At 32.6% G+C, this 14,936-nt stretch carries 15 protein-coding genes; 4 read left to right on the forward strand and 11 right to left on the reverse strand.

The features are described 5' to 3' along the window. Positions 1–19: 19 nt before the first annotated feature. Both pheS and HB672_RS02395 read right to left on the reverse strand, forming a co-directional pair. Entirely contained in the window at positions 20–1,039 is a 1,020-nt protein-coding gene (gene pheS / locus HB672_RS02390; RefSeq protein WP_167607120.1) for a phenylalanine--tRNA ligase subunit alpha, read from the reverse strand. 61 nt (positions 1,040–1,100) lie between these two features. Further along, positions 1,101–1,457: a hypothetical protein gene (locus HB672_RS02395; protein ID WP_167607123.1), complete on the reverse strand. Its 357-nt coding sequence runs from the start codon at positions 1,455–1,457 to the stop codon at positions 1,101–1,103. A gap of 156 nt (positions 1,458–1,613) precedes the next feature. On the opposite strand from HB672_RS02395, the gene HB672_RS02400 reads away from it, so the two are divergent. Further along, positions 1,614–2,132 carry a CvpA family protein gene (locus HB672_RS02400; RefSeq protein WP_167607127.1) on the forward strand — a complete coding sequence of 173 codons (519 nt, stop codon included), beginning with the start codon at positions 1,614–1,616 and terminating at the stop codon, positions 2,130–2,132. Here the strand turns inward: HB672_RS02400 and HB672_RS02405 are convergent, their stop codons facing one another. Further along, positions 2,133–3,011 carry an AraC family transcriptional regulator gene (locus tag HB672_RS02405; protein WP_167607131.1) on the reverse strand — a complete coding sequence of 293 codons (879 nt, stop codon included), beginning with the start codon at positions 3,009–3,011 and terminating at the stop codon, positions 2,133–2,135. A gap of 175 nt (positions 3,012–3,186) precedes the next feature. Between HB672_RS02405 and HB672_RS02410 the strand changes: the two genes are divergently transcribed. Genes HB672_RS02410 through HB672_RS02420 form a run of 3 tightly spaced genes read left to right on the forward strand, consistent with a single transcriptional unit; the run spans position 3,187 to position 6,669 of the window. Next, positions 3,187–5,292, forward strand: coding sequence for a TonB-dependent receptor (locus HB672_RS02410; protein WP_167607135.1), 2,106 nt, complete (start codon positions 3,187–3,189; stop codon positions 5,290–5,292). 58 nt (positions 5,293–5,350) lie between these two features. Beyond that, entirely contained in the window at positions 5,351–5,965 is a 615-nt protein-coding gene (locus HB672_RS02415; RefSeq protein ID WP_167607141.1) for an HmuY family protein, read from the forward strand. Then, complete coding sequence (locus HB672_RS02420) at positions 5,965–6,669, forward strand: hypothetical protein (protein ID WP_167607144.1); 705 nt, start codon at positions 5,965–5,967, stop codon at positions 6,667–6,669. Before HB672_RS02415 ends, HB672_RS02420 begins: the two co-directional genes overlap by 1 nt. Before the next feature lie 48 nt (positions 6,670–6,717). Here the strand turns inward: HB672_RS02420 and HB672_RS02425 are convergent, their stop codons facing one another. From HB672_RS02425 to HB672_RS02460, 8 genes are all read right to left on the reverse strand, one after another. Continuing rightward, positions 6,718–7,347, reverse strand: a complete 630-nt coding sequence (locus HB672_RS02425) for a carbonic anhydrase family protein (protein WP_167610211.1) — start codon at positions 7,345–7,347, stop codon at positions 6,718–6,720. A gap of 25 nt (positions 7,348–7,372) precedes the next feature. Next, complete coding sequence (locus tag HB672_RS02430) at positions 7,373–9,235, reverse strand: SulP family inorganic anion transporter (RefSeq protein ID WP_167607147.1); 1,863 nt, start codon at positions 9,233–9,235, stop codon at positions 7,373–7,375. A gap of 30 nt (positions 9,236–9,265) precedes the next feature. Next, on the reverse strand, positions 9,266–9,913 hold the full coding sequence (locus HB672_RS02435) for a DUF2490 domain-containing protein (protein WP_167610213.1): 648 nt from the start codon (positions 9,911–9,913) through the stop codon (positions 9,266–9,268). Positions 9,914–10,052: 139 nt separating this feature from the next. Next, on the reverse strand, positions 10,053–10,310 hold the full coding sequence (locus tag HB672_RS02440; RefSeq protein ID WP_167607151.1) for a hypothetical protein: 258 nt from the start codon (positions 10,308–10,310) through the stop codon (positions 10,053–10,055). A 99-nt stretch (positions 10,311–10,409) separates the two neighbouring features. Further along, a complete protein-coding gene (locus tag HB672_RS02445) occupies positions 10,410–11,174 on the reverse strand; it encodes a tetratricopeptide repeat protein (protein WP_167607169.1) in 765 nt (254 codons plus the stop codon). A gap of 4 nt (positions 11,175–11,178) precedes the next feature. Further along, complete coding sequence (locus HB672_RS02450) at positions 11,179–12,936, reverse strand: BatD family protein (protein WP_167607173.1); 1,758 nt, start codon at positions 12,934–12,936, stop codon at positions 11,179–11,181. A gap of 2 nt (positions 12,937–12,938) precedes the next feature. After that, entirely contained in the window at positions 12,939–13,823 is an 885-nt protein-coding gene (locus HB672_RS02455; RefSeq protein ID WP_348272537.1) for a tetratricopeptide repeat protein, read from the reverse strand. Beyond that, a complete protein-coding gene (locus HB672_RS02460) occupies positions 13,820–14,857 on the reverse strand; it encodes a VWA domain-containing protein (RefSeq protein ID WP_167607178.1) in 1,038 nt (345 codons plus the stop codon). Before HB672_RS02460 ends, HB672_RS02455 begins: the two co-directional genes overlap by 4 nt. Between the last annotated feature and the right edge of the window lie 79 nt (positions 14,858–14,936).

The following is a 14,936-nucleotide window of genomic DNA, read 5'->3' on the forward strand; positions in this document are numbered from 1 at the left end:
GCAGAATGACAGCGCTTTTTTATAAAGCAGACTTAAACTGGTCTAAGAAACGCACATCATTTTCACTTAATAAACGTATATCACCTATTTGGTGCAATAACATAGCTATTCTGTCTATTCCCATTCCAAAAGCAAATCCAGAATACACTTCAGGGTCAATACCACAATTTTTAAGTACGTTTGGGTCTACCATACCACAACCCATAATTTCTAACCAACCTGTTCCTTTAGTAATGCGATAATCAACATCAGTTTCAAGTCCCCAATACACATCTACCTCTGCACTCGGTTCGGTAAATGGGAAATAGGATGGACGTAACCTGATTTTTGACTTCCCAAACATTTCGGTTGTAAAGTACTGTAATGTTTGCTTTAAATCAGCAAAGCTTACATTCTTGTCTATATATAACCCTTCTACTTGATGGAAAAAGCAATGTGAACGCGCCGAAATTGCTTCATTACGATATACTCTTCCTGGAGAAATAGTACGAATTGGTGGCTTGTTATTTTCCATATAACGTACTTGCACAGAACTTGTATGTGTACGTAATAAAATATCAGGATCTGTTTGAATAAAAAACGTATCCTGCATATCACGTGCTGGATGATATTCTGGTAAGTTCAGGGCTGTAAAGTTGTGCCAATCGTCTTCAATTTCTGGGCCTTCACTAACGTTAAACCCAATACGAGAAAAAATATCTATAATTTGATTTTTTACAATTGAAATAGGATGACGAGATCCAATCTCTATAGGTTCGCCTGGTCGAGATAAATCCTCAATATTTCCTTTTACTTCATCTTTGCTTTCAAGCTCTTCTTTTAAAGCATTTACTTTTTCTTGAGCTGTAGTTTTTAGTTTATTTATAGCTTGACCAAATTCTTTCTTTTGCTCGTTTGCTACGTTTTTAAACTCTGCAAAATAATCGTTAAGCAATCCTTTTTTACCTAAATACTTAATTCGGAATGCTTCTATCTCGTCCATAGATTGTGCTGAAAACGCTTCCGCTTCTTCTATGAGTTCTTTAATCTTTTCAATCATGATATCTCTCTTGTGCTGAATACATTTCAGTATTCAAAATAATGGGCAAATTTAACAAATCTTATTTTATAAACTCTGCTTGAAGAAAATAGTTTACAATCGCTTCTTTCATTAAAACGCTCTGTTCACCAGCTTTTAAATTTGGCAATTCTTCCTTTACAATATAATGCGGCCAACCTTGTTCGTCTATATAATCGAACGTATAATAGCCATAAGGTTCTAATAGTCTACAAATAGCTATATGCATAAGATTGACCTTCTCATCCTTCTTAAACTTACGATGTAATTGTCCTAATTCCTGAACGCCAATTAAATAAATAACTGCGTCTAAATCCAACGTATCTCCATCTGCAAACTGTGTTGAGAGCTTTTCAACTACTAGTTCCCATCGCTCTTTTAATTGTTCATCTCTTGCCATATTTATCTTCGTTGAAAATGGTAATTCTTATATTTTTAAGTCACAAAGTTACTGAGATATAAAATACTAAGGAAACTCTATCGTTATTATTACACCACACTTTTAATTTCTTTTTTTTGAATTAAAAATATGTAGGTTTGTAAAACACATATTTGTATGAACATATTAGACATCATTTTAGGAGCCCTAATTCTATTTGGTTTAATTCGCGGACTATCTAAAGGCCTTTTTGTAGAAGTCGCTTCTTTAGTCGCTCTTATCGCTGGTGTGTTTGGTGCTATTCACTTTAGTGATTTTGCGGCTGGTTTTTTAGAAAGCAAAGTGGATTGGAGCGAGCAAACCATTAATATTACTGCATTTGCCATAACTTTTATAATTATTGTTTTGGTAATTTCTCTTGCAGGTAAAGCATTAACTAAACTAGCTGATTTTGCTGCTTTAGGGATGCTAAATAAGTTTTTAGGTGGTGTTTTTGGTGCGCTAAAAATTGGATTAATTTTAAGCATTGCATTGATGATTTTTAGCAAAATGAATAGAACAATCCCTTTTTTAGAAGCAGACGATATGGAGAATTCGTTGCTTTATAAACCTGTGGAATCGTTAGCTCCAATGATTTTTCCTTATATCATAAAATCTGAAGAAACGCAAGAAAGTGCTTCAAATACAAGTATTTAGTTAGTTAACACTCATCACATATTGTTTTGGCGTAGTGCCATACTTTTTTCTAAATGCAGCAATAAAATGACTTGCTGTACTATAACCAACTTGTAAGCTAATTTCAGATACGTTATACTTTTTTGTAAGCAATTGTTTTCTAGCATATTCTAACTTATAATCCAGTAAGAAATTAAATACCGATTCGCCATAAATATGTTTGAAGCCTTCTTTAAGTTTCGAGATTGACAACCCTACTTCATCAGCAATTTCTTGTAATGATGGTGGCTCATCCATATTATTAATAACAACTTGCTTTGCCTTTTTGATTTTCTCAACATTGGCTTCATTTTCCAAAAAAGGACAACTTTGTTGATCGCTGCTAGCTTTACTAAAATACAAGCTTAATACCTCGTATACTTTGGCCTTTATATAAAGTTGGTGCATCCCATTTGATTTTTGATCATCGAAAATTTGATTTAAAACCAATATCTCGTTTGGTGAGAGTTCCTTATCTAAATAATACTTTTTGTTTTTGTTCTCTTCGTTTAAAAAAGGAATAATATCTGCCACTTGCGAAAAGAACGAATGAAACATTTTAATAGAAACAATAAACACCAAATATTTCCCATTTGGATTCAAACTTAAATTAATAGATAGTGCTTGGTTTGGATTATATAACAAAACAGAATTTTGCGATTTTACATCTAAACTATAATGTGGCCCATAATGTAATTGAGCATCGCTATTGATACTAAAATGGATTTGAATAACATCGCTGCTTACTTCTTTTATATATCTTAAAACTTCATTAGAGCTGTTGTCTATTTCCAATAAACTAAATCCATCCTGAACTAAATGTTCTTTAACCACTCTTTGTTCGTTATTTTTTATATTCATTTTTCTTTATCGACACTTTTTAATATTTAAAAAGAACTGCAAATATATTGAAATCATTGATGTTTTAAGCGTTTTTAAAAATTATTTTTTTAGCGACACTATTAAATCTTTAGTCGTTATTAAATTCTTTTTAATGATTCTAATTTTGCCCAGTAAAATAACCTAAATCACTTTAATGCGATTCAAATCTATATTTATTATAGCAGTGCTATTCCCTCTTTTATGCTTGTCGCAACAACAGGTTGAAAAAACAAAGGATACAGTTTTGACACAACAACTAAATGAGGTTGTGGTAACTGCTACAAGAACAATCAGGCAATTATCTTCTTTACCTCTACCAGCTCAACTTATTGCAAGAAAAGAATTAAAAGAAACCAATAGAACACGCCTCAATACTATCTTGAATGAGCAAACAGGATTAATCACCGTTCAGAATTTTATAGGTGGTGAAGGCATACAAATGCAAGGGTTAGATTCTGAATACACTTTAGTACTTATTGATGGTGTTCCATTAATTGGTCGTTCTGCTGGAACTTTAGATTTAAGTAGGCTTTCTATTGGAAACATTAAGCAAATTGAAATTGTAAAAGGCGCTTCATCTAGCTTATATGGTAGTGAAGCACTTGGTGGAGTGATTAATATTATTACTGAAAAATCTAATAAAAATGGGGTTCATGGCAATTTAATGCACCGATATGGGACGTTTAATGAAAATGAAACCAATATTAACCTAGATTACAAAAAGGAAAATGTAACCCTTGGTGCTTTTGTTAATAGAAGTAGCAGTGATGGTTATAACTTAAATAATGCTACCAATATAAATACTCTAGACCCCTATTTTAACTATACCTTTAATACAAGGTTGAATTATAATGTAACCGAAAACACCAAGTTTTTAGCATCGGCAAGATACTTTTTGCAAGACTCCGATTACATTCCTACAAGCACAGAATCTGGTGAAAGCAAAACAAGAGAGTGGAATGCACATGTAAAAGCAAACCATAAATACAACGAAAAATGGAGTAGTTACTTTGAGTTTTATGCATCAAGATATTTTGCCGAAGATTACTTAAATAATATTGAAGACAACTCACAGTTTAGTGAAAGTTTTTATAAGGAACTATTAATAAGACCAGAAATAAGAGCTGCATATAAAGTGAATGAAAAATCGTCTTTTATAGGTGGTTTAGGGCTTGATTACGAAACCTTAAAAAGAACAGATTTTAGTACAACTCCAAAATTCACTTCACCATTTGTGTATTTCCAATACGATACAAACCCTAATGAAAACTTAAACATTCTTCTTGGTGCTCGTTTCGATGGACATAATGAGTACAACTCGCAATTTAGCCCAAAAGCTGCTTTTAGATATCAAATCACAGATAAGCTTGCTGCCAAAGGGTCTATGGGATACGGATTTAAAGCTCCAGATTTTAGACAACTGTATTTTGATTTAGAAGGTATTGCTGGTTATACCATTTTAGGATATAACGTGGTTAACACTAGAGTTCCTGAAATGCTTGATAGTGGTGAAATTGAGAATGAAAATGATATTGTAGTTCCACTTTCAAACTTTAATGGTAAACTAAACCCTGAAAACTCTATCTCCTATAATTTTGGCGTAACACACAACCCTATATCAACACTTAAACTTGAAGTGAATTTCTTTAGAAACGATATTAAAGATCTAATTGATACTCAACTTGTTGCTAATAAAACAAATGGCTCAGGTGTTTATAGTTATAAAAACGTTAAAAAAGCTTTTACGCAAGGAATAGAATTTAATTCGTCATGGCGAATTTCTAACTCACTTAAAATAGCAGGTGGTTATCAGTTTTTATTAGCTAAAGACAAAGATGCCATCGAAGCTTTTAAAAATGGAGATGCTTTTGCTTCTAATCCTGGTTCAGGATCATTCAAACTTAATGAAGATGATTATTTTGGATTATTCAACCGCTCCAAACATATGGCAAACTTCAAAATTTTCTACACCAACACGCAGCATAATTTTAATACAAATCTAAGGGTTAATTATCGCAGTAAATATGGTATTCTAGATACAAACAGTAATACCTACTTAGATAGATATGACGATTTTGTAGAAGCTTACATGCTATGGAATTGCGCCATAAACAAAACGTTCAAGGAAAAATATGAATTAGGCATTGGTATAGATAACATTTTTGATTTCACTGATGAACCAACTTCAAATAACGATTTTACTTTCATTAATAATATTCCTGGAAGAATTTTTTACGCAAAACTTAATATTCAATTTTAATTATAAATACACTATGAAATCTAAAATTCACAAAAACAATTTTAAAACAAACAGTATTATGAATAAAACACTTAAATTATTATCTATTTTGGTTATCACAATTGCATTTACTTCATGTAGTTCTGATGATGATGACAGTCAGCCACAGCTTCAAATTGAAGCAGAAACTGTTAGTAACTTATATGCTCCGCAACAAGGCGGTCAAGGACAACCTGTTTCTGGGGAATTTACTAAATTCAATTTTTCAACAGGAACTACAACTACAAGTGATACAGAATGGGATATTGCTTTTAGAGGTACATCAATTATAATTAATGGAGGTACTTCTTCTGGCACTACCGATGAAGCAGAAAGAACAGGTAATGGTGGAGCTTATATTACTACTGGTACTTTTGCATCAGTGACTGAAGTTGAAACAGGCTCTTTCTTACAAGATTCTGAAACAGGCCATGTATTATCAAATTGGTATACATATGCTGGTCCACCAACACATGAAATTTCGCCAACTCCAGGAAAAATACTTGTTATTAGAACTCATGATGGTAAATATGCTAAAGTTGAAATATTAAGCTATTACCAAGATGTTCAACCTAATGCAGAATATAATAATTATCGTTATTACACTTTTAACTACGTATACCAACCTAACCAAGGAGAAACGTCTTTTGAATAATGCAGCAGTTTATAGAGTATATACCTATTGCCACCACACTCTTCTCTATCTATTTTATTAGAGAAATCTATAGCCACTATCAAGAGCGTAAGACAACTTACTTACTTTGGTGGACTATTGGTGTGTTGACTTTTGGATTAGGGACTTTGGCAGAGAGTTTTCATGCACTTTTTGGTTGGAATGAAATAAACCTTAAGTATTGGTATATTGTTGGTGCTTTATTAGGAGGCTTTCCATTAGCCCAAGGATCTGTTTATTTATTGATGAACAGACGCTTTGCACAAATAACCTCGATACTATTTGTAGCTTTAATTATTATTGCCTCTTATTTTGTAGTAGGTTCTCCAGTATCAATACCTGAAGGATTTGATTATAGACTAACTGGTTCTGTTTTTGAGTGGGATTGGGTAAGATTATTTTCACCGTTTATCAATATATACTCTTTTATATTCTTGGTTGGTGGTGCAATTTATTCAGCTACAAAGTACTACGGTTATAAGAATAAACAAGCACATTTTAAAGGTAATATATTTATCGCTATAGGTGCTTTACTACCAGGAATTGGTGGAACCTTTACAAGGTTAGGTTATGTTGAAGTACTTTTTATTACTGAACTTATTGGTTTAGTACTCATTTACTTTGGTTACCGAATAATAAAGTTAAAAAACTCTAGTTATAGAGATACAACCTCTCAATTAACTTAAATAAAAAAGCCGCTTAAAGCGGCTTTTTTATTATGGGAAAATTATGGTTTATAATAACTCTACTTTTCCGGTTGAAAGCATATAAACACCACCAACAATCTTAATTTCACCATTATCTTCCATTTCTTTTAGAATTGGACTTTTCTCTCTAATTCTATCCATGGTAAGTTTTACATTATTCTCAACTGTTTTAGCTACAAACTCATTATTAGAAGAATTTGCTTCTCCTTCAACCTCAACTGCCGATTGTTTTACTGCAGGTGTAATATTACTCAACAATGCTGTAATATTCCCTAGTTCAACACCATCACAGGCTGCTTTTACAGCACCACATGCTTCATGGCCAAGTACTAAAACCAGCTTGCTTCCTGCAACTTTACATGAATACTCCATACTTCCTAAGATATCTACATTTTCAAAGTTTCCAGCTACACGTGCTACGAAAACATCTCCAATTGCTTGATCCAAAACTGTTTCAACTGGTACTCTTGAGTCGATACATGAAAGCACTACTGCTTTTGGAAATTGTCCTCCAACAGTTTGTTCAACTAATGCTTTATTATCTATGCTTTGGGTATCCCCAGAAATAAATCTCTGGTTTCCCTCCATTAAATCAGCTAAAACCGATTGAGGAGTTAATTGGTCTTGTGCGTCTTTTGTTATTGCTTGATTTTTTATCATGATTTTAAATTTTTATAAATTATTAATATTTGTCTTCTACGTTTTCTTTTACCCAACTTGCACAGTCGTTAAAGTTCTTGAAAATGTGCTCTTCAGGAATAAAATCTGGAATGATATCAATTCGTTCCATCATATAGCGAGGCTGTTTTAATAAGTTAACGAATAACACTTCTACACCTTTGGTTTTTAGGTCCTGAAGCATATCTTCCATAGCGTATAATCCAGATTGATCCATATATTGCATTCGTCCTAACCTCATAATTACAGTACTTGCTGTATCTGGTATTTGCAATGTGAGGTTTTGGAATTCACTTGTAGAGCCAAAAAACAGAGGCCCCTTAAGATGCTTGATAAACACTTCTTCTTTGAGGCTTTCTGGGAAGCCTATTTCATCTTTCCAAGCTTCTTCTTTTATTGGTTTTACATCAGACCTTTCAGCGGTTAAATCACCTATTTTTTTCATAAACATTAATGAGGCGATTACTAATCCTACTCCAACAGCATACACTAAATTCCAGAAAGTAGATAATAATAATACCACAAGCATTATTATAACCTCAGAACTTAATTTGAAAGGTCCAAATTTAACGTCTTTTGGTAAAACTGGCATTGCTCTTAACCCTTTGTAGTCCATAACACCTATACCAACCGTAATCAAAATTCCAGCTAACACTGCTGCAGGAATTTTTGATGCTAATGGTGCTAAAGCCAATAGGATTACTAACAACATAACACCAGCTATCATTCCTGAAAGTTTTGTTTTACCTCCTGAATTGATGTTTACAACAGTTCTAATAGTTGCTCCTGCTCCAGGAATACCACCAAATAATGCACCTATTGTATTACCAATTCCTTGACCTACTAGTTCCTTATTGGGTTTATGTTTAGTCTTCGTCATATTATCTGCAACAACACTAGTTAGTAAGGAATCAATTGCTCCTAATAATGCTAATGTTAACGCTGTAAATATGTATGGCGCTATAGAGCCTAAACTAAATTCGGTAAAAATTTCGGTTTTAATAGTTGGTAAGCCTTCTGGAATTCTTTCTATTGGTTGGTAATTTAATCCAAAACCAATAGCTATGGAAGTCATAACCACTAGTGCTACCAATGTACTCGGAACTGCTTTCGTAATTCGTTTAAACCCATAAATAATAAATATGGTACCAAGAGCAAGTATTAATTCGAGCCAGTTTATGTTTTGTAAGGCTCTAGGCAAGGCTTTAAGTGCTCCAACAACGCCAGATGCATCTTTTGCAGCTAGTGTTTGAGATTCTTTAAGAATTTGATCTGGCGTTACTTTTTCGGCTCTATCAATCGTTTCTTTAAAATCTTCAAGTACTAAAATACCTTCACCAGCTTCCTCTTTAAGTATGTTTTCTAGTATTAGTTCTTCAGCAACAGGCTTAAAGCTTTCTACAAACTCTGCATCATCTTTTGGGTAATACCCTAACGAAGGAAGGATTTGAGTGACTAAAATTATGACGCCAATTGCTGTCATAAATCCTGATACAACAGGATAAGGAATATATCTTATATATTTTCCTAATCCTAAAATCCCAAGACCAATTTGCATTAATCCTGCTAGAATAAACACCGTTAATATTGCTGGCAACGCTTTGTTAACATCACCATCGTTTACGGCAATTATTCCTGCAATTACAACCATACTTACCGCCGTCATCGGAGCGGTTGGTCCTGAAATTTGTGTATTGGTTCCTCCAAAAAGTGCTGCAAAAAAGCTAATAAAAATAGCTCCATACAATCCTGCACTTGGGCCTAATCCTGAGGAAACACCAAAGGCTAATGCTAAGGGCAATGCTACAATTCCTGCTGTAACACCTCCAAAAATATCGCCTCTTAAATTCGAAAATAAATTTTTCATGGTTAGTGGTTTTTATTGTTACTACACGTTTTAAAAAGTAACAAACGTTATTAAATTTAACTGATCTCTACTTGTTGTTTCAAAAAACTGGTTCATGTACCCTAATTCAATTCTTACATTTTTATTGACATTATATCCCAAACCAGCATATACTCTATTTCTATCAAAAATAGAGCTTTTAGAATTTAGGAAAATCTCATTGTAAGCTGATAAATAAAAAGGGCTTTCTCCCGATTCATTATTCTTTAAAGGTACATTTAAACTTAAAAAATAACGGAATCTTAATTTAAAATCTTCTTCTACAAATCGTTGTTCAAAACGATAACGGTGACTTAATTTAACTTTACCTATACTTTGCTTAGTAGTGTACTGCTGAAAGATACGATGTTCATTAACTGACGCTTTATCGTCAGTATTTCCAACATAGTTTTCAGATAAAATATAACCATAGCCTAATAAAATGTTATTCTTTTCAGTAATGTTATATCCAACTCCTGTACGAAGTAATAACTGCTCCAAATCACCAACAGCATTATAATTTCGATATTGGACTTCGTTGTGAATATTCCATTTAGAGTTTAGCTTTTTATTGCCAATGTAAATTAGCCAATTTCCAAGATTACTATCTTGACTAAACCCAATTAATGGGATTGTTAGCGCAAACACCAACAAAATAATTTTTGATTTTAAATTTGTACTCGCTCTTTTCAAAACCTAGTTTTCTTTTAAAAATTAAAGACTTAGAAATAATAAATGTTTCCAACCAATAAAGTAATTGGATGAACATTTAATAAGGGTAAAAACCCTTAGATTTGAATTAAGCGATTGCTTCGGGAGGGGGTGATATTAGTTCTTTGAATAAAGAACTATAATTTTCAGAATGCGTGTTAAGTAATTTTGCTAGCTTACTGTAACTAGTATGCTCAATATTATCTCTTGAAGGTTCTTTAATTTTAAGGTCTTTAACCTTTTCTTCGCCTTTTTTCTCCTCTTCTTCACTAGAACTTATTAGGAGAGAGAGATCATAAGTATCATCAACTATAGAAAGAATACTTGGTGCCACTGTAAAGGACATAAATATTATTGAAAATACTATAGCTATGATTGTTTTTTTCATTCTAAAAATTAAGTTGCAAATATACTTTTTGGTTTTGTTAAAATTGTTAAGGAAATATTAAATATTGTTCAACAATTTAATGTCTTCTGATGGTATCCAACCTGTTTTTCCATCTGTTAGTTTAATTTTAGTCCAATTCTCATCATAAATTTCTAGAACTTGAACTTTGGTACCTTCATGTAGGGTGAAAACCACTTCACTTCGTAAATTAGGATCTGACTTTATATCCGTTTCTTTCGCAAAAACTATAGCTGGTTTATCTTTTTGTACATATTGATATTTTTGATATGCAAAAAATAAACTCACAACAGCCAGTATAATTGCAGATGAACTTACAATAAAAGCAAGTCGTTTTTTTGAAGTAGCAGATGAAAAATAATATCCTAAAAATAAAATAGCAAAAACCATAATTAAGGTAATAGATACTATTGCCCAAGTATCAAAACTAAATCTATTTATAATGCTTTTACTTATTCTTGATAAGCCAATTTCTGGCACAACCTCTATATCATCGATTGTCATATTTTGAGCAAAACTTAAATTTGCTTCTATATCTTTATTTTTTGGTGACAACTGTAAAGCCTTTTCATAATAATAAATACTAGGAGCAATTCTATTAAGTTTATAATAAGCGTTACCTAAATTAAAATACAACTCACTGGAATGAACACCTTCATTCAATATTTTTTCATAACTCTCTATAGCTTCTTGGTATTTACCCTCGTTATAGGATTTGTTTCCAGAATCAAACAACAAGTCATTTTGGGCACTTAAAGAGATGCTTAATAAAATTGCTCCTAGTATGAATATTATTTTCTTCACTCTACTATCGTTTAATTTGTTTGTCAATAATAGATATTACCCTTGCTGCTTTACTATAATCTTGTTGCATTTCTACATTAGAGAAAGGTGTATATCTTGCCAATTCACAACTTTTTAGCAAATCAATAAACTCAATTACAACACTGTTATTAACCGATTTGTTTGTTAATAATTCTTCTATTTTATCCTTACTAAAATCACTCGTTTCTATATGAAGTTTAGATTTTAAATAATTGTGTAGAGCACGTTCCATGGCATTATAAAAAGCCTCTTTATTTCCAAGTGTCTTTTTTGCTTCTCCTAAATACTTTTTTGCTAATTTATTTGCGGTTCGAACTTTATTTCCAACAACATCGCTATCTCTTTCTTCTTTTTTGTGCCTTAAGAAAATAGCTAATGGTATTGCTAAAAAAGGAACTAATAACAATGTCCAAAATAATTTAGATTTAAAGAAATATGAAGATTCTATAGGAGTAAAATTGGTAGTTGTCTTAAACGACAAGAATTGCCCACCAGATTGTGTAATTGGTTGTTTTGTTAAAGTCGATGTATTGTTTTCGATATTATTAATTGGACCTTCATTGACATTTATAACAATCTCCTTAGATGTAATTGTTTTATAGCTTTTTGTCTTTAAATCAAAATATGAAAAAGACACACTTGGTACTGGGTATTTTCCTTGGAAGGATGGTACAATGGTATAATTATCGGTTATTTGACCTTGCATTCCAGTTAAGTTTGTAGATACTTTTTCGCTGTGTTCTGGTTCATACACTTCCAATGAGCTTGGTAATGTTAATTTAGGAAGCTCAAATAATTTTAAGTTCCCTTTTCCAGAGACTTTTACAGTAGCTTGTAATGCTTCTGTTGCCTTTAACTCGCTCTTGTTTGTAGACACTTCAAAATCGAAGCTACCAACTGCTCCCGAAAAATCCAGTGGTTTTCCCGCTTCTGGTAATGGTTTCACATTAATTGTTCTACTACCAGCTGCAACTGTACGGTTTACCATTTTCACTAACCTACTACCAAAAATATCACGTCTATTTGTTGGTACTTGCACTTTAACGTCTAAAGTTAATGGTTCAATGTTTAGCTTACCCGTTTTTTGTGGGTACAATACTGTTTTCCTTAACACTACATACCTATAATCTTCGCCATTATATTTGCTTGGAACTAGCTTTAATTCTTTTACATTAATATTTTGGCTCCAAAAATCGGTATATCTAGGGTTGTCAACTTCCCGCCATGTTTCCACACCTGTGTTTGGCGATATGTATAGCTTATATACAACCGTAATAGCTTCATTTAAATAAGGATTTGTTTTAGAGACTTCGGCGACTAAATGTATACTTTGTGAAGCAATGTAATTAGGGTCATTAGGGTCTTTAGGCTTATCGATTGCAGCAGTCACTTCTATGGTTACTGGGACTGTTTTATAAATTTCCCCATCAATTTCAATGGTAGATTGGGCAATGGTAAATTTTCCTCTTTTTTTAGGTGCCAAAAAATAACTGAACGTTTTAGAAGATTTTTTAACGCCATTAAGCCATTGCGTGCTTATTGTTTGACTTGGGCCTCCAACAATTGTAAAGTTTTCAAAACTAGGTGGTGTAAAGTTATCGCCATCTTTATTCATTACAAAATCAATGCGTAAACGCTCGTTTACACCTAATTTTTTCTTACTAACCTTAGCTTCAAAAGTGACTTGAGCTGAAGCAAAACAGGTAATTAAGAATGCTACTATATGGAGCTTCCATTTCATTTTTACCAATCTTTTTCGGCCTTTACTTTCTTTCCTTTGGCTTTTTTAGCATTTATCTTTTGCTGTACCTTTTTCTCTTCATTATTCATGGCTTCTAGCAAATTTTTAACTTGTTGAGGTGAGAGTTTCCCTTGTTGCGGCTGTGGTTTCTCTCTCTTGTTTTTAGGGTCGCCATCTTTCTTTTCGTCTTCATCATCTTTAGGTTTTCCTTCATCATCCTTTTTATCGTCTCCATCTTTTTTATCTTCGTCACCTTCATCTTTATTTTCATCTTCTTTCTCACCATCATCCTTTTTTTCTTCATCCTCTTTCTTTTCGTCCTCCTCTTCTTCGTCTTTCTTATCTTTGTCCTTGTTTTCGTCTTCGTTTTGTTGCTGCTCTTCGGCACATTCCTTGGCGACTACAAAATTATACCTAGACTCTTCATCACTTGGATTATTTCTTAAAGCATTTTTATATGCTTCAACAGCTTCTTTACATTTTTTTTGCTCCATTAAGGTATTACCAATATTGTGAAAAGCTCTATGCTTTTCTTCTTTGGTTTTAGCAATATTAGCAGCCTCAATATGCCTTAATAAGGCTTCATCAAAATTTTTAGTTTCGTAGTAGGCATTTCCTAAATTGTAAGCACCTACGGCATTGCTTGGCTTTTTAGAAATGGCTTTTCTGTATTCTTTTTCTGCAGAAATAAAATCATCCTCAATTAAGGTGTTTCCTTGGTATATTAAATCGTTAGATTTTTGCAAAGCTTTATCCTTCTCTTGTGCAAAGACATTAGAAACTAATAACGTTAATAAAAAAACTAATACATACTTCATATTAAATTTTCCTTTCATTACTTTATGAAACTTACCGAATAATACTACTTTTTTATGTGAAAAAATCATAAGTTTTCGTTAAATAAATTTAAACGGTTTAACCATGCTGTTTTGCGTTCCAGTAAAAATATATCTATCAATAAAAAGAAAATGCCTAAGCCTAAAAACCATTGAAACTGGTCTTTATACTCTGCAAATTCTTTGGCTTCAAACTCTTTTTTATCCATGTTATTTAAAATATCTCGGATAGTTTCAACCACTTCGGCTGTATTGTTGCCATTAATATATTGTCCGTTAGCCTCTTTAGCGATATCAATTAATGTGTCTTCGTTTAACTTGGTTATAACGGTTTCTCCTTGATTGTCTTTTTTATAATTAAGAACAATGCCATTTCGCTTAATTGGTATTGGAGCTCCTTTTGTTTCGCCAACGCCGATGGTAAATATTTTAATACCTTCTTCGCTTGCTTCCTCGGCTATTGATGAAGCAATATTGCTGTGATCTTCACCATCAGAAATAATGATAAGCACTCTGTTTGTCTGTTCCTCGTCATCATAATATGTTTTTGCTAATTGAATAGCTTCATCGATTGCTGTTCCTTGTGAAGACAACATATCTGTATTCATGCTTTGTAAAAACATTTTAGCCGAAGCATAATCGGTTGTGATTGGTAGTTGCGGAAATGCTTTTCCAGCATATGCAATAATGCCTATTCTGTCACTTGCAAGATTATTGATGATTTGAGTAACTAATTGCTTAGACTTTTCGAGCCTGTTTGGAGCAATATCTTCAGCTAACATACTTTTAGAAACATCTACTGCAAAAACAATATCTACGCCTTGGCGCTTAATGGTTTCTAGTTTCGTTCCAATTTTTGGATTTACCATGGCAATGGTTAAGCACGTAAAGGCTAAACACAATACAATTAGTTTTAGTACTGATTTAAAAATCGACCTATTTGGGCTTAAGCGTTTTAACAAATGGTCATTTGCGAACTTTTTTTGCACATGTCGTTTCCAAATTTGAAGCACCAAAAAGAGAACAACTATCACAGGGATAATTAGCAGTAACCAAAACCATATTTTTTCTTCTAATTGAAACATTCTTTTCAGTATTCAGTTTGCAGTAACAGTATTGAGTTACTGACTAGTACATTAGCTTTTGTCTTTGTTCTTAATTCTT

Origin of the sequence: Gaetbulibacter sp. S0825 (genome assembly GCF_011777505.1) — a bacterium.
Classification (GTDB): domain Bacteria; phylum Bacteroidota; class Bacteroidia; order Flavobacteriales; family Flavobacteriaceae; genus Pontimicrobium.

What these genes read in the sequence shown, in the direction of transcription:
- HB672_RS02395 (WP_167607123.1), bottom strand. Translation starts at nt 1,457, where the DNA reads ATGGCAAGAGATGAACAATTAAAAGAGCGATGGGAACTAGTAGTTGAA.
- HB672_RS02440 (WP_167607151.1), bottom strand. Translation starts at nt 10,310, where the DNA reads ATGTCCTTTACAGTGGCACCAAGTATTCTTTCTATAGTTGATGATACT.
- pheS (WP_167607120.1), bottom strand. Translation starts at nt 1,039, where the DNA reads ATGATTGAAAAGATTAAAGAACTCATAGAAGAAGCGGAAGCGTTTTCA.
- HB672_RS02405 (WP_167607131.1), bottom strand. Translation starts at nt 3,011, where the DNA reads ATGAATATAAAAAATAACGAACAAAGAGTGGTTAAAGAACATTTAGTT.
- HB672_RS02420 (WP_167607144.1), top strand. Translation starts at nt 5,965, where the DNA reads ATGCAGCAGTTTATAGAGTATATACCTATTGCCACCACACTCTTCTCT.
- HB672_RS02415 (WP_167607141.1), top strand. Translation starts at nt 5,351, where the DNA reads ATGAATAAAACACTTAAATTATTATCTATTTTGGTTATCACAATTGCA.
- HB672_RS02410 (WP_167607135.1), top strand. Translation starts at nt 3,187, where the DNA reads ATGCGATTCAAATCTATATTTATTATAGCAGTGCTATTCCCTCTTTTA.
- HB672_RS02455 (WP_348272537.1), bottom strand. Translation starts at nt 13,823, where the DNA reads ATGATTTTTTCACATAAAAAAGTAGTATTATTCGGTAAGTTTCATAAA.
- HB672_RS02400 (WP_167607127.1), top strand. Translation starts at nt 1,614, where the DNA reads ATGAACATATTAGACATCATTTTAGGAGCCCTAATTCTATTTGGTTTA.
- HB672_RS02450 (WP_167607173.1), bottom strand. Translation starts at nt 12,936, where the DNA reads ATGAAATGGAAGCTCCATATAGTAGCATTCTTAATTACCTGTTTTGCT.
- HB672_RS02460 (WP_167607178.1), bottom strand. Translation starts at nt 14,857, where the DNA reads ATGTTTCAATTAGAAGAAAAAATATGGTTTTGGTTACTGCTAATTATC.
- HB672_RS02430 (WP_167607147.1), bottom strand. Translation starts at nt 9,235, where the DNA reads ATGAAAAATTTATTTTCGAATTTAAGAGGCGATATTTTTGGAGGTGTT.